The sequence below is a fragment of the Micromonospora chaiyaphumensis genome (assembly GCF_900091435.1).
Classification (GTDB): domain Bacteria; phylum Actinomycetota; class Actinomycetes; order Mycobacteriales; family Micromonosporaceae; genus Micromonospora; species Micromonospora chaiyaphumensis.
Window position 1 is genome coordinate 153,941 of sequence record NZ_FMCS01000013.1, and the last position, 14,243, is coordinate 168,183.

Annotated in this window: 12 protein-coding genes and 1 tRNA gene; 4 read left to right on the plus strand and 9 right to left on the minus strand. The window is 74.1% G+C overall.

What is annotated here, in order from left to right:
* Positions 1–132 precede the first annotated feature (132 nt).
* On the plus strand, positions 133–2,292 hold the full coding sequence (locus tag GA0070214_RS28405) for a sialate O-acetylesterase (RefSeq protein WP_139141923.1): 2,160 nt from the start codon (positions 133–135) through the stop codon (positions 2,290–2,292).
* 8 nt (positions 2,293–2,300) lie between these two features.
* Here the strand turns inward: GA0070214_RS28405 and GA0070214_RS28410 are convergent, their stop codons facing one another.
* From GA0070214_RS28410 to GA0070214_RS28435, 6 genes are all read right to left on the minus strand, one after another.
* Positions 2,301–3,647 (minus strand): O-antigen ligase family protein, encoded by a 1,347-nt coding sequence (locus tag GA0070214_RS28410; RefSeq protein WP_091269588.1) that lies wholly within the window; start codon positions 3,645–3,647, stop codon positions 2,301–2,303.
* A gap of 1 nt (position 3,648) precedes the next feature.
* On the minus strand, positions 3,649–5,004 hold the full coding sequence (locus GA0070214_RS28415; RefSeq protein ID WP_139141925.1) for a lipopolysaccharide biosynthesis protein: 1,356 nt from the start codon (positions 5,002–5,004) through the stop codon (positions 3,649–3,651).
* Positions 4,980–6,044 carry a glycosyltransferase gene (locus tag GA0070214_RS28420; RefSeq protein WP_091269590.1) on the minus strand — a complete coding sequence of 355 codons (1,065 nt, stop codon included), beginning with the start codon at positions 6,042–6,044 and terminating at the stop codon, positions 4,980–4,982. The genes GA0070214_RS28415 and GA0070214_RS28420 overlap by 25 nt, the downstream gene beginning before the upstream one ends.
* On the minus strand, positions 6,044–7,009 hold the full coding sequence (locus GA0070214_RS28425; RefSeq protein ID WP_167364348.1) for a glycosyltransferase: 966 nt from the start codon (positions 7,007–7,009) through the stop codon (positions 6,044–6,046). The genes GA0070214_RS28420 and GA0070214_RS28425 overlap by 1 nt, the downstream gene beginning before the upstream one ends.
* A 57-nt stretch (positions 7,010–7,066) precedes the next feature.
* A complete protein-coding gene (locus GA0070214_RS28430) occupies positions 7,067–8,527 on the minus strand; it encodes a sugar transferase (protein ID WP_091269592.1) in 1,461 nt (486 codons plus the stop codon).
* A 190-nt stretch (positions 8,528–8,717) separates the two neighbouring features.
* Positions 8,718–9,788, minus strand: coding sequence for an LCP family protein (locus GA0070214_RS28435; protein ID WP_091269593.1), 1,071 nt, complete (start codon positions 9,786–9,788; stop codon positions 8,718–8,720).
* A gap of 120 nt (positions 9,789–9,908) precedes the next feature.
* Here GA0070214_RS28435 and GA0070214_RS28440 point away from each other — a divergent pair, with 120 nt between their 5' ends.
* The 3 genes from GA0070214_RS28440 (at position 9,909) to GA0070214_RS28450 (ending at position 12,224) form a co-directional block, all read left to right on the plus strand.
* Positions 9,909–10,742, plus strand: coding sequence for an O-methyltransferase (locus tag GA0070214_RS28440; RefSeq protein ID WP_091269594.1), 834 nt, complete (start codon positions 9,909–9,911; stop codon positions 10,740–10,742).
* Positions 10,743–10,809: 67 nt separating this feature from the next.
* A complete protein-coding gene (locus GA0070214_RS28445; protein WP_091269595.1) occupies positions 10,810–11,118 on the plus strand; it encodes a hypothetical protein in 309 nt (102 codons plus the stop codon).
* Between the two features lie 65 nt (positions 11,119–11,183).
* On the plus strand, positions 11,184–12,224 hold the full coding sequence (locus tag GA0070214_RS28450; RefSeq protein ID WP_091269596.1) for an expansin EXLX1 family cellulose-binding protein: 1,041 nt from the start codon (positions 11,184–11,186) through the stop codon (positions 12,222–12,224).
* Positions 12,225–12,646: 422 nt separating this feature from the next.
* On the opposite strand, the gene GA0070214_RS28460 is transcribed toward GA0070214_RS28450, so the two are convergent.
* From GA0070214_RS28460 to GA0070214_RS31605, 3 genes are all read right to left on the minus strand, one after another.
* Positions 12,647–13,177 (minus strand): GNAT family N-acetyltransferase, encoded by a 531-nt coding sequence (locus GA0070214_RS28460; RefSeq protein ID WP_091269597.1) that lies wholly within the window; start codon positions 13,175–13,177, stop codon positions 12,647–12,649.
* Between the two features lie 68 nt (positions 13,178–13,245).
* Positions 13,246–13,329, minus strand: a tRNA-Leu gene (locus GA0070214_RS28465).
* Positions 13,315–14,214 carry an HNH endonuclease gene (locus GA0070214_RS31605; RefSeq protein ID WP_139141926.1) on the minus strand — a complete coding sequence of 300 codons (900 nt, stop codon included), beginning with the start codon at positions 14,212–14,214 and terminating at the stop codon, positions 13,315–13,317. Before GA0070214_RS31605 ends, GA0070214_RS28465 begins: the two co-directional genes overlap by 15 nt.
* Positions 14,215–14,243: the final 29 nt, after the last annotated feature.

The following is a 14,243-nucleotide window of genomic DNA, read 5'->3' on the forward strand; positions in this document are numbered from 1 at the left end:
CGCCGACGGCCGGGCACGTCCCCACCCGGTCCGGAGGACGGTCGTACCCCTGACGGGCCGCCCATCGCATAACCTTGCCCGCGACGCTGGCTGAACGGTCTGGAGGTCCGACGGGTGCTCTCAGCTCCCTCCGTGAGGCAGCGCCTGCGGTCCGTGCCGCGTACGGCGTGGATCGCCGCGGGAGCGACCGTGCTGCTGCTCGCGTCGATCGCCGTGGCCGCCTGGCCGTCGGACCGGTCCGGAGCGCCGGCGGGGGCGTGGTCCGCGCCGGGGGCGTCCCGGCCGCAGACGCCCGCCGTGCCGGTGGACGGCACGAGCTGCGCGGCGAACGTCGCCGGCATGGCGGGTTTCACCCCGGTCGCCGCCCTGGACCTGCCGGCGCGGGCGAACGGGCGCGCGCCGGCGTACACCTTCGACCGCACGGCGGCCGTGGCGGCCGGCTTCGACCGCGTCGGCTACTGCCTGGAACTGAACGGCCCCGCCGGACCGCAGTGGGTGTGGACCGCCATGGAGCCGTTCACCACCGACGCCCGGCGGCTCGCCCCGCCCGCCCGGGGAGGGCCGATCGTCCAGCAACGGGTCAACGACGTGGAGGTGGCCACCAACGTCGCGGGAGTGACCACCGGCACCGGCCTGCCCGGCTACCTGGAGATGTGGCCCAACAGCTACGGCCCGCGGGGCACCGGCCAGATCGCCGGGGCCGCGGCGGATCGCTACGACGCGGACGACGACGTCCAGCCCGCGCTGGCGTACGGCTCGTTCCAGGTGCACCTCGTGGCCGGGACCCGGCCGGCGACCACGCCGCCGCAGACCGTGCTGGCGGTCAACGGCTTCACGTCGCCGTCCGGCCCGCTCGCGCTGGGCATCGGCCCGGCGCCGACCGGCAACCCGGACTGGACCTTCGCCGGCAACGCCGCTGGCTTCACCCAGCGCCGGCTGACCGTCTACGCCCGCTCCTCGGTCCTCACCGTCACCCGGCACCCGGCCGACCGCCAACTGTTCCCGCGGGACGCCGGGAACGGCGCCGTGGTCGAGGTGGCCGGGAAGTTCACCGATCCCCGGGTTACCGCCGTGCAGCTCAAGGTGACCAGCGGCGCGGACGGCTGGGACTACGGCGCCCTGGCCACCCACGGCGGCACGTTCTCGCTCCGGCACCGGATCACCGCCGCCCTCCGGGAGTACCGCTTCGAACTCCGGGTGCTCGGCGACGGGGTGGCCCGCCGGGCCGGCCTCTGGGAGGGCGTCGTCGCCGGCGACGTCTACGTCATCCAGGGGCAGTCCAACGCGGTCGCGGGGATGCAACGTGGCTCGGCCGCGGCCGAGGAGTCGCCGTACCTGCGCAGCTACGGCTCACCGGTGGCCGACGGCGCCCGGTCCGGGGCGGCCCGCGGCTGGAACTACGCCGTCGGTGACCTGACCCAGCAGCCGGGCTCCGTCGGCCAGTGGGGCATCCGGATGGCGCACCGGATCTCGGACACCTACCAGGTGCCGGTGGCCGTCATCAACGGCGGCGAGAACGGCCGGCCGATCGGCTACTTCCAGCGGGTCGACACCCGGCCGAACGACCTGCGCACCAACTACGGCCGGCTCCGGCAGCGGCTGGCGGCCGCCGGTGTGCTCCGGAACGTCCGCGGCGTCCTCTGGTACCAGGGCGAGGCCGACAACGACAACGCCGCCGCCCACGTGGCCGGCTTCACCGCGCTGCTGCAGGACTGGCGGGCGGAACTCGGCGGCCCGGACACCCGCTACTACGTCTTCCAGGTGCGTACGTCCCCGTGCGGCAACGGCCGCTCGGGCCGGCTGCGCGAGGCGCAGCGCCGGATGGGTGACAGCCTCGGGGTGACCGTGCTGTCGACCAACGGGCTGTCCGGTCAGGACGGTTGCCACTTCGGCTGGGAACAGGGCTACCGCGAACTGGGCGACCACGCCTTCGCCGTCGTCTCCCGGGACCTGTACCGGGGACCGGGCGACGGGGTCGCGCCGCCGAACCCGCGCTCCGCCTCCTTCGCCGACGCCGGCCGGACCGCGGTGGTGGTCCGGCTCCGCGCCGACGATCCGCTGACCGTGCAGCCCGGGGTGGCCGCCGACTTCCGCATCGAGGGCAGCGCGGTGAGCGTCACCGACGTGGCGTACCGGCCGGACGGGCAGCTGGTGCTGACCCTGTCCGCGCCGGCCGTCGGGGCGACCGGGGTGAGCTACCTCGGCCACCCGGGCGCGGGGCCGTGGATCGTGAACGCCGCGGGCGTGGGCCTGCTGACCTTCCAGGGACTGCCGATCGCCGCGTCCGGCTGACCGCGTGGTCAGCCGGCGCTGCCGGCCGTCGTCCTCCGGCGGGCGGCGAGCGCACGCAGGCCGGCGAGGCCACCCGGCCGGTCCACGGCGTCCACCGGCCCCGGAGCGGCGAGCGCGTCGCGCGGGCTGCCCGCCGCGCGGATCAGCATGAGCAGCAGGAAGATCCAGGACAGCCCGTCCACCGACAGCGGGTTCCAGACCACCTCGGTGAGCGAGTAGACGAGGAAGAGGACGACGGGCGCCTTCGCGGTGAACGCCCGCCCGTCACGGACCCGGCCGTGCAGCAGCGCGGTCGCCCAGAGACCCCAGATCACCAGCGCGAGGAAACCACCGGCGAAGATGGCCAGCACGTAGCCCGAGTGGAAGAAGTGGGTCGGCGCCTCGCCGATGTCGCGCAGGTGGTACCACTTGGAGACGCCCACGCCGGTCACCTTCCGGTCCGCGATGTGGTCGCGGGCGTGGACCCAGATGTTGCCCCGGTTGCTGAGCGTCGAACGGTCGGCGCTGTACATCAGGTAGGTGGCCGCGGCCCCGAGAACCACCACCAGCCCGGCGGAGAGCACGAGGGGGATCCGCTCGAACCGGCGCCACCGCTCGACCAGGTAGCTGCCGGCCAGCCACGCGCCCCCGACGGCGAGCGCGAGGTAGCTGGTGCGCGAGCCGGTGGCCACGATGACCAGCAGGCAGAGGGCCGCCGTCGCGAACAGTTCCCGCCGCCGCATCGCGCAGAGCGCGGCGACCAGCGTGAACGTCGCGACCATGGCGACATAGTTCTCCGACTCGAAGAAGCTCTTGAACAGCGCCCCGGCCACCGAGCACTTCTCCAACTGCCCGCCCGTGCAGGTGCGCCAGGCGCTCGTCCCGGAGAAGAGCGTCGGGATCGTCAGCAGCGCGAGCACGGCGAGCCCGGTGTACGCCAGGGCGCGGGTGGTCACCGCCGTCCGCGCGGCGACCAGCAGACCGGCGAGCAGGAACAACCCGGCCGCCGCGTACGAGACCAGCCGGGAGCCGTACAGGCCGGCGCCGACGATCGCGTCCACGGCGAGGCACCACAGCAGCAGCGCGCCGACCGTCCACCAGGCCAGCCGCAGCCAGCCGTCGGACGGGCCGCGCAGGTCCCGCCCGCCGCTGCCGACCACCCAGGCGAGCAGGCCCAGCACCAGCAGCCCGATCAGCGCGGAGCTGTGCTCGCCGGCCAGCACCGGCGCGGCGTTGGCCAGCACCACGAAGCCGACCAGCGCGAGCGCGGTGCGGCTGTCGCCGAAGGCGGCGGCGATCTTCCGGCGCGTGGCCACCAACCAGGCGGCCGTCGCGACGCCGCCCACCGTGAGGAGCGAAGCGAAGAGGACGGTCAACTCAGGCCCTTTCCATGGTGCTGGTCGGTTCCCGTCGGGGCGTGCGGTCGCGTCGCACGGCGGCCACGACGCACCCCCACAGCAGCACGCCGAGGAGCGCGTCGCAGACGAGGCTGGAGGCCACCGCGCCCTGCCAGCCGTACGCCGGGATCAGCCAGACGTTGAGCCCGGCGTTGACCACGCCGACCGCGATCTGGCAGACGGTACGCCGGCCCTGCAGCCGGCTGCCGGAGAGGGTGTCCGCCGCGAGGTAGTGGATCGCCTTCAGCACGAGCAGCGCGGCCAGCCCCTGGAGCGCGGTCGTGGCCGCCGCGTAACCGTCGCCGAAGACGGTCGGCATCAAGCCGGAGCAGGCCGCCAGCAGCAGGGCCGCCGGCACGCTGAACGCCAGGTACCGGGGCAGCAGCCGGCGGGTCAGCCGCAGGGCCGAGCGCGGGCCGTCCCGTCCGGCCTCGAAGAAGCGCGGGTACGCGACCGCCGCCATGGCCCGCCCGGGGGTGTACGCGAAGTCGACCACCCGGTAGGCGGCGGCGTAGATGGCCGCCCCCTCCGGGCTGCCGAGCTTCGACAGCATCACCTTGTCGAGGTCGTTGTAGACGCTCTGGGCCGAGAGGCCGACCGCGAAGAGCAGCCCGGCCCGGACCTGCCCGAAGGCGCCGCCGGCCGGCGGCAGGCCCGCCCCGCGCAGCCCGTACGCCAGGACCAGCAGGCAGATCACCGTGGACAGCAGCGCCGAGGTGACCGCCCAGCCGTGCAGGGTCACCGGACCGGCCGCGAGGACACCGAGGGTCACCGCGGCGGCCAGCCGGCACACGTGCAGCACGGCGGGGATCACCGAGGCCACGAAGACCTTCCCGCGCGCCTGGACGGAGGCGGCCACGGCCTCGATGAGCCGCCAGGCGACGAGGTCGGCGACGGCCAGGGCGGCGACGTCGACCGGGTCGACCTGGGCGGACCAGACGGCGGCGCCCGCGGCGGTCACCAGAACCGACGCGCCGACGCCGAAGGTGACGGTCAGCACGAGGCCGCGGGCGAGATGCCGGGCCCAGGCCGCCGGCGCGTCGGCGTGGCTCTGGAAGATCAGGCTCGGTACGCCGGCGGACGCGAACGGCGACACCACCGCGATGAGCGCGGTGACACCGACGAAGAGCCCGTACTGGCCGATCGGCATCTCGCGGGCCAGCAGGACGAAGAGCGCGCCCTGGGCGAGGGTGCGCAGCAGGGTTCCGGTGAGGAACTTCGCGGCCTTGCCCAGGAAGCCGTCGCCCGGTCCGGCGGCGGGCCGCGACGGTTCCTCCCGGCCGGTCCGGTCGGTGCTGGTGTCGGCGACGGTCATCGGGTCGACGTCTCCACCCACCGGCGGCTGACCTCGGCGGGGTCCAGGATCGCCGACCGCGCCCGCCAGGCCTTCTCGAAGTCCGCGTGGCTCGGGCGGTGGTCGCCCGCCACCGCCAGGACCGCGTCGGCGAGTGCCCGCGGCGTCGACCGGGCGGCCAGCACGCCGGGTACGAGGGTCGGGACCAGCTCGTCCAGCGCGGGCACGGGCAGGGCGGCGACCGGGAGGCCCGCCTCGGCCGCCTCGATCAGGCTCAGCCCGAAGGTCTCGGCGCGGGACGGGTGCACCAGGACGTCGGCCTCCGCGAGCAGGGGCCGGACGTCCGCGACCCGGCCCAGGAAAGCCACCCGGTCCGCCACCCCGAGCTGCCGGGCCCGGCTCGCCAACAGGTCACGTTCCTCGCCGTCCCCGGCGAGGGTCAGCCGATACCGCTCGGGCAGCAGGGCGAGTGCGGCCAGCGCGTCCCCGTGGTTCTTCAGCGGCCGCAGCGCGCCGGTGGTCACGAGCCGGACGGCGCCGGACCCGACCGGGCGGGGCGGGACGAACCCGCCGACCGGCAGCGGGTTCGGGATGGTGGTCACCGGCTGGCCGGGTGCGAGGTCGCGGACCGTCCGGGCGACTCCCTCGGACACCGCGACCACGAGGCGCGGCCGCAGTGCCGCGGTGCGGGCGACCCGGGCCAGCGCCCGGACCCGCCGATCGGCGGCCAGCCGCGCGGGCAGCACGGAGTGCTCCCAGGCGACGAAGCCGCGGCCGGAGCCGGCCAGCGCCGCGCCGACCGGCACCGTGGCCCACAGCCCGCTGGACACGATCACGGTCTCGGCGGGCAGTGCCCGCAGCCGGCGTCGCAGGGGCGGAACGGCCTCCACGAGGCGGGTGATCCGGCTGCTCACCCCCAGCCGGTCGACGTCCAGGTCGTCGATGCCGGGTGGGACACCCCGGGACAGCACGGTCGCGGAGACCGGCACCCCGGCCGCCCGCAGGCTCCGCATGAGCAGAACGGCGGCGCGCTCCATGCCGTAGTAGGGCTCCAACTGGGGGAGCACGAAGTGCATACGCATCAGTGGGACCCGTCCGGCTGCCGCGGAACGGCGACCTCGGTGGCCGTGCGCGAGCGCCGCATCGCCACGCGCTCGAGGGTGGCACGCGGCACCATACCGAGCGCGGCCAGCGCGGCGTTCGGCACGGAGGGCGCCGAGTTCCGCCGGATCGCCCGCACCATCTCGCGTACCCCTTCCCAGTCGCGGGCCTGCAGGGCGTACCGGAGGGTCTGCGCGGCGATGAAGTCCGCGAACGTCTCCCGGGCCCAGACGCCCTCCCAGCGACGGGCCCACGCCCACGACGTACGCCAGTCGGCCCCGGCGGAGATCGACCCGGGGCTGCCCACGGTGTAGACGGCCGTGGCCTCCGGCACCTGGGTGATCCGCGCGCCGGGCAGGCGGGCGACCCGGACCAGCCAGTCCCAGTCCTGGTGCCGGGGCAGCGTCTCGTCCCACCGGCAGGCGGCGGCCAGCTCGCCCGTCGTGAGCAGGGTCGAGGTGGGCAGCGACTGCCGGCCGATCCCGAGCCGGCGCCGACGGAAGAGATAGTCCTCGGGCAGCGCCCCGTCGGCGATCAGTGTCGCCGGAGCGGCGGTCGGTAGCGGCTCACCGCCGGCCTTGCGTTGCACGATCCGGGACGACACCACCGGCCGCCGGCCCTCCGCGGCCAGCCGCTCCAGCACCGGCACCTGGGCCGCGAGCTTGCCGGGCAGCCAGGCGTCGTCGTCGTCGAGGAACGCGACGTGACTGCCCGGCGCGGCGTGCGCGACGCCGAGGTTGCGCGCGTACGAGCCCCGGCGCCCCCCGCCCGTGCAGACCACCTCGTCCACCTCGCCGCGCAGGTCGCGCACGGTGGCGGGCACGTCCGCGAGGTCGCAGACCACCACGACGCGCACGGAGACGGCACGTTGGGCGCGGGCGCTGCGCACCGCCTCGGCCACGCTGGGCCGGCCCGTCGTGGGAATGACGACCGAAACGTCCGGCAAGAAGATCTCCAGGTAATCAGGGACGGGACGTGCGCGGCAGGGTGAGGCGCCGGTCGGTCAGCGACCGCCGGCGCGGAACACCTCGGCGACCGTGCGCAGCAACACCTTGGCGTCCAGCCACAGCGACCAGTTCTCGATGTAGTAGTTGTCGAACCGCGCGCGGTCGGAGATGGGCGTGTCCCCCCGCAGGCCGCTGACCTGCGCCAGGCCGGTCAGGCCCACCGGCACCCGGTGCCGCATGGCGTACGTCGGGTATTCGGCGGAGAACTTCTCCACGAAATACGGACGTTCCGGCCGCGGGCCGACCACGCTCATGTCGCCGCGCAGGATGTTCCACAGCTGCGGCAGCTCGTCCAGCGACGTACGCCGCAGGAACCGGCCGATCGGGCCGACCCGGCGGTCGTGCGCGATGGACCAGTTCGTCTGCGACTCGTGCTCGTCCACCGGCCGCATGGAGCGGAACTTGATGATGTCGAACGGCACGCCGTGCCGGCCGATCCGCTCCTGCCGGAAGAAGATGCCCGGACCGCCGTCGATGAGCACCGCGATCGCGCACAGCAGCAGGACCGGGCTCAACAGGAGCAGCGCCACCAGGGCGAACACCACGTCGGAGGCGCGCTTCAGCGCCCACCGGGGGCCGGAGAGCGTGGTGTCACCGACCTTCACGATGGGAATCGCGCCGATGTGGTCGCCGCCGTGCGACCGGGAACCCCACAGCCGGGGCACCGCCCACAGGTCACAGGCCGCGTTCACCGGACGGCGGAGCACCTCCATGAGCACCGACTCCTCGCAGTCCGGGTCGGCGATGATGAGCACGTCGCACTCGACGATCCGCACCAGCTGCTCCAGCTCGTCGAGGCGACCGATCAGCGGGTGCGCGGCCGGCCCGGTGCGCGACGAGGCGTCGACGCAACCGACGAAGCGCAGGCCGTACTGGGGGTAGCGGCGGAGCAGGCGGGCGAGCTCCACGGCGGTGGGGCCGCCGCCGATGATGATGGTGTTGTGCTCCACCCACCGGCGCTTGCGGGCGATGGTGGCGAACTCCCGGGTCACCACCCGGCCGACGATCACCAGCCCCGCGGCGACTCCCACCCCGCGGGTGAAACCGAGGGCGTACTCGGCGGAGTCGTGACGTACGGCGGCGATCATCGCGACGACGGCGGCCGAGGCCAGCAGCCGCCCGCAGAGGCTGGGCAGCTCGTCCAGGATGCTCACGTGACGCCGTGCGTGATAGAGCCCGCCCGCGGCGAAGAAGGCGACCGTGAGGCCCGCCATCACCAGGGTGCCGCGCCAGTACTGATGCGTGACGAGCAGCGGAGTGAGCAGCGCGGCGACGTCGACGGGCGCCGTCATCATCCACGCCCGCAGACCCCTCGTGCGGCGGGACGCACGGGAGCCGGCGTAGGGCAGCACCGCCGTCACGTCCAGTCCGGGGCGCCCCGCCGCGCCGGGCTGCTCGGGCGGCCGTGTGGTGGGGATCAGCGGCACACCGGAGCGGCCCTCGTCGTCACCCGTCATCCCGGGTATCCCTTGTGGACACTCGGCGTGCTCCGCCGTCATGGCGGTCTGCTGGCCCGTCGCCGGTTGCCATGGCATTGTTGGTCCTTCCCCCGTGGCGCCCACGTCCCGCAGTGCCGACAGGACGGGGCGATCGCAGGATACGGTCGCGTCCCGTCCGCCGACAGGGCCACCCGGGCAGACCCGGGTCCTACTTTCCGGCGGCCGTGATTTCCGACACCGCGTCCCGGCGCACCGCGTCGTAGAACGTGCGGGCCCTGGCGGTGTCCGGGAACACCACGCTCTCCGTGCCGACCCGACCGGTGCCCTTGGTGGGGCTGGTGTAGAAGGCCAGGTTCGAGCCGCGGAGGCTGCGCAGGTCGGTCGCCATGTCCAAGAGGGACATGCCCTTGTCGACCGAGACCGACGAGGTGGAGGCCTTGACGAAGTCGTTCAGCTTGCCCGGGTTGGTGAGGATGCCGCCGGAGGCCGCCTTGTCGAGAATCGCCTTGATGACCTGCTGCTGGTGGCGGATCCGGGCGAAGTCGCCGTCCGGGAACTGCTTGCGCTGCCGGGAGTAGTCCAGGGCCGTCTCACCGTCCATGTGCTGCACGCCCTTGGCGAACTTCCGGAACGGCGGGTGGATGGAGGTGAACTCCCGGTCGGAGACGATGTCGATGCCGCCGAGCGCGTCGATGATCTCCTTGAACCCGGCGAAGTCCACGATGGCCACGTGGTCGATCCGCACCTTGGTGAACTGCTCCACGGTCTGCACCATCAGGGGCACCCCGCCCCAGGCGTACGCGGCGTTGATCTTCGCGTCGCGGTCACCGTGCTGCCCGTCCTTCGAGCGCGGCACGTGCACCCAGGTGTCCCGCGGGATGGAGATCAGCTGCGCGCTCTTCCGGCCCTTCGGCAGGTGGGCCACGATGATGGTGTCCGACCGCGAACCGCCGGTGGTCTCCGGGTCGCGCGAGTCGCTGCCCAGGATCATGATGTTCATGGCGTCAGCCGCCGCGACCGGCGGCCGGGCCTCCTGCGGCACACCCTCGAAGGCGTCGACCCGCTCGATGTCCGACTCCACCGACCGCAGATAGAGGGCCGCCGCTCCCACACCGCCGCCGCCGAGCAGGACCAGCACCAGCAGGGTGATCAGCACGATCCGCCGGCCACGCCGCCGGCGCGGAGCCGTGGCGGAACCCGGCTCGGCACCTCCCGGCTCCACTTCGGAGATGCTGGTTGACTCGTGCGGCCCGGCCACGGTCCGCTGGCGATCTGACATGGGCGCGATGCTACTGACTCACGCTCCGTCACGCCGACCCTCGTCCGACCGGTCAACCTCGGTCACCCGTTCGGCGCTTTCCTCCTCGACCGTTGCCGCGAACCTGGTACAACGTCGGGGGTGGATGCAACGAAGCTCCGCCGGGCCATCGCCCGGACCCGGCTCGCGCCGGTCGCCGCCTTCCCCAAGCGCCTGGCCCGGGTCGCCCGGCACGACGCCCGGGTGCTGCGCACCTCCGCCCGCTGGCTGCTCACCTCCCGGGAGCACCACAACTACACCTACGAGCTGACCAAGCTCAGCCGGCACCACCTCGCCTGGTTCGTCAGCGTCGTCTGCGACGTCCCCGTGAAGCAGGTGCGTGTCTGGTTCGCCGAGATCGAGGGCGACGACAAGCTCCGCGCCCACATCGAGAACGCCACGGCCGCCGCCTCCCGCCGCGGCCTCGCCGACCGGCAGGTCCGCTACGCCCGCCGCATCGGCTGGTACGCCATCGCCCGCGCCCGCAAGCCCGCCCACGTCGTGGAGACCGGGGTGGACAAGGGCCTCGGCAGCTGCGTCCTGGCCGCCGCCCTGCTCCGCAACGCCGCGGAGGGCCACCCCGGCCGGCTCACCTCGCTCGACATCAACCCCGAGGCCGGCTACCTGGCCCGGGCCACCCCGTGGTCCGACGTCGTCGACCTCGTCATCGGCGACTCGGTCGCCTCGATCGGCGCCCTGGAGCGCCCGGTCGACCTCTTCCTGCACGACAGCGACCACAGCCGCGTGCACGAGCGCAGCGAGTTCGAGGCGGTCGAACCGAAGCTCGCCCCCGGCGCCGTGCTGCTCACCGACAACGTCACGGCCACCAACGTCCTCGCCGAGCACGCCGAACGGACCGGCCGGCGGTTCCTCGCCTACCGGGAGACCCCGGCCCGGCACTGGTACCCGGGTGACGGCATCGGCGTCGCCTGGTGAGGGGCTTGTCGCGGCTCGTCGCGGGATCGATGATGGTCGCAACGGGCAGGTCGACGAAGGAGCCGAGATGCAGGTGATCCACCAGCCCCGGGTGGCCTGGGACATGGCCCGCGTGATCGGCGGGGCGGTCCTCGACGAGGAGCTGTTCGCCTGGCTCCGGCACGAACTCGGCACCCTGCTGGGCAAGCCCGCCGAGCAGGCGCTCACCGAGAGCCGGGACCGCGTCCACCGCACCGGCGACGCCCGGCTGCCGGTCGAGACCGGACTGTGGCGGGTCCGGATCGAGGACGCCCTGCGACAGCGGCCCGACCTCGGTGGCGAACTCGCCGCCCTCACCGCGGTGGCCGTCGGCCTGCTGACCGCCCGGCGGCCCTGAGCCCGTCTTAGCTTTCACTTAGCCCGCTTGTCCGGCGCCCCACCGGTCCGGCAGCATCGACCGGCGTGACCGACGGCAGCGCTCCCCGCCGCCCCCTGCCCACCCGGGACGAAGCCCCGCCCACCCGGGCCGGCCGCCGCCGCGCCCCGGCCGGCCCGCGCCGCTGGCTCGCCGCCGGTGGCCTCGCCGCGCTCGCCGCCGTGGTCGGCGTGACCCTCGCGGTACGCGGCGGCGCCGCCCCCGCCTGCGCCGCCCCACCGCCCCGCGCCCTGCCCGCCGGGGTGCACGCCGGGGTGCACGCCGGGATGCTCGCCGCCCCACCGCTCGGCGGCACCGTCCACAGCGGAAAGGCCACCTTCTACGACTCGAAGGGCGCCGGCGGCAACTGCTCCCGGCCCGCCGCACCCGCCAACCGGCTCTACGTCGCCCTCGGCCCCAGCGAGTACGCCGCCGGCGCGTCCTGCGGCGGCCACCTCGACGTCACCGGCCCCAAGGGCACGGTCCGGGTCCTCGTCATGGACCAGTGCCCGGAATGCGAACCCGGCCACCTCGACCTCTCCGCCGAGGCCTTCGCCCGGATCGCCGACCCGGTACAGGGCGTCGTCAAGGTCAGCTACCGCGCCGTGGTCGACCCGCCACTGCCCGGCCCGCTCACCTTCCGCATCAAGGAGGGCGCCTCGCAGTGGTGGTTCGCCGTCCTGATCGGCGACCACGGCAACCCGCTGCGCGCCGTCGAGGTGCGGCAGGGCGGGTCCTGGCGCGCCGCCACCCGCCAGGACTACAACTACTGGCTCATCCCCGCGGGCGCCGGCCCCGGGCCGTACACCATCCGGGTCACCGACGCGTACGGCCACCGCGCCACCGCCACCGGCATCCGGATGCTCCCCGGCCAGGTCCAGCGCAGCACGGTCCGGATGTACGGGGCGGGCGCCGGTTCCCCGGCCCGTTCGGCGAAGCCCAGCCGCTCGCCCACGGCCCGGCCCAGCCCCCGACCCAGCGTCTCCGCCACCCCGTCTCTGAGCACGTCACCCGGCAGTCCCGCGGTCCTGGACGCGGCTGCCGGCGCACCGGCCACCGCCGCCCCGGTTCCCGCCGCCTGCGGCTGACCGTTCCCCGCACCACCGCGCCGCGCCGCGCCTGGCCTGGCTCGGCCTGGCTCGGCTCGGCCCGGCTCGGCTCGGCTCGGCCCGGCTCGGCTCGGCTCGGCCCGGCTCGGCTCGGCCCGGCTCGGCTCGGCTCGGCTCGGCTCGGCTCGGCCTGCCTCGGCTCGGCTCGGCCTGCCTCGGCTCGGCTCGGCCTGCCTCGGCCCGGCCCGGCCCGCCTCGGCCCGGCCCTACGGGGGCTGTCTCTGTGGCCGCCTGTCGAGCTGATGTCGTGAACGAATCACGACGGCCGAGTCGTTGCCGACGTCAACTCGACAGCGGCTGCCAAACCCTCCCGAGGGCGCGCGCTTCGTGCTGGGGCACCCGCACCGGTTGGTCAGGGCTGGAGGTCGACCACCCCTGCGGGCCCGCATCCGGGGCGACGGTCAGGCCACGGGGGCGCCCAGGTCGAGCCACATGAAGACCTCGTCCCGGTCGTCGCCCGGGGCGAGACGCAGGGCGCCGGGCAGCCGCCCGACCTCCCGGTACCCGAGACGCTCGTAGAACCCGCACAGGCCCAGCCCGTCCCGCACGGTCACGTGCAGCGCCGCCAGGCCCAGCTCCCGGGCGATCCGCTCGGCCTCACGCATCAGCGCCGCGCCGTAGCCGCGCCCCTGCGTGCCGGGGTGCACCATGACCCGCTTCAGCACCCGCCAGTGCGCCTTCAGGTGGAACCGGTTGTCCCCGATGATCAGCACGCCGGCGAGGCGATCCCCCTCGTACGCGGCCAGCAGCCGGTCCGGCCCGTCGGCGATCGCCGCGAAGGTCGCCGCGGCCATGGGCCGCACGTCGGCCTCGGTCACCGGGGCGACGAAGCCGACCGCTCCGCCGGCGTTGGTCACGTCCACCCAGAGGGCGATGATCTGCTCGCGCAGCTCAGGGGTGAGGTCGGGGTCGAGGACGAAGCGCAGGGTCACGCCCGCCATCCTGCGCGAGACGACGCGACGCCGACCCGGGTTCGTGATCCTCACGACATCGGGTTAAGTGCGGGAGAGGGGAGTCGAACCCCCACGTCCTTTCGGACAATAGGACCTAAACCTATCGCGCCTGCCTGTTACGCCACTCCCGCAGACCCGCTGAGTCTAGTGCGTCGGGACTCGAGCGTGATGAGCCCAGCCTCCCGGAGGATCGCCTGGACGGTGCGATGGCTGATCGCCGGGCGGCTGCCCGAGGCATCGGTCAGCGCCTCGGCGATTTTCCGAGAGCCGGCCTCAGGGTGTGCGAGTGCAAACCGGATGACGGGGTCCCGGAACCGGTCCTGGACCGGCCGGTCACGGACCCGCGGTGGCGGTGTGACGGTTCCCGTTGCCTCAAGACGTCGCCGCAGCCTGCTCACGTGGTCTCTTGTGCAGCCGAGAAGGCGAGCGACCTCCACGGTGGTCATGCGGCCGGCACTGACCTCGCCGACCAGAGTTTCGACCTCCGGCAGGGACCCGCCGTCGGAAGCGAGGCGGGCCGAGGCGTGCGGCGGGGTGGACGCGCCGGCCTGCGTTCGCGCCCGCCCGGCGTAGGTCGAGGTCTGGCTGTGGCAGTTGGGACACAGCAATCGCAGGTTGGGTTGTCGGTTGTCGAGCCGGTCGCCGTTTACGTGGTCGACCTCGAGGATGAGGGGAGAGCCCTGCCACCTCGGGCCGAGACCACAGATGGCACATTGTTCCGGCACGCCGACGGCGGCCAGGGCGCGCCGGAGTCGGAACCCGGGTGTTCTCGCCGCGTCGGGCGGCAGCCGGACCAGAATCTCGGACGGTGGCTGCCGAGGACCCTGCATTCCGCGGCTGTGTCCCTGGCCCGTGAAGTGGGAGGTGTCGACGCCGAAGCGCCTCAGCTGCCGGCTGATGTGGGCGTGCGAGCCGCCGCTCATCGGCACACGCAGCAGCCGCAGCACTCCCGCGATGCTCCGTGCCTCCGCGGCCGCGGCAGCAAGGGTTTCGGGGGAGTACTTGTAGCGAGGCATGTGCCGACGGTAACGGCGGCCCCCGACAG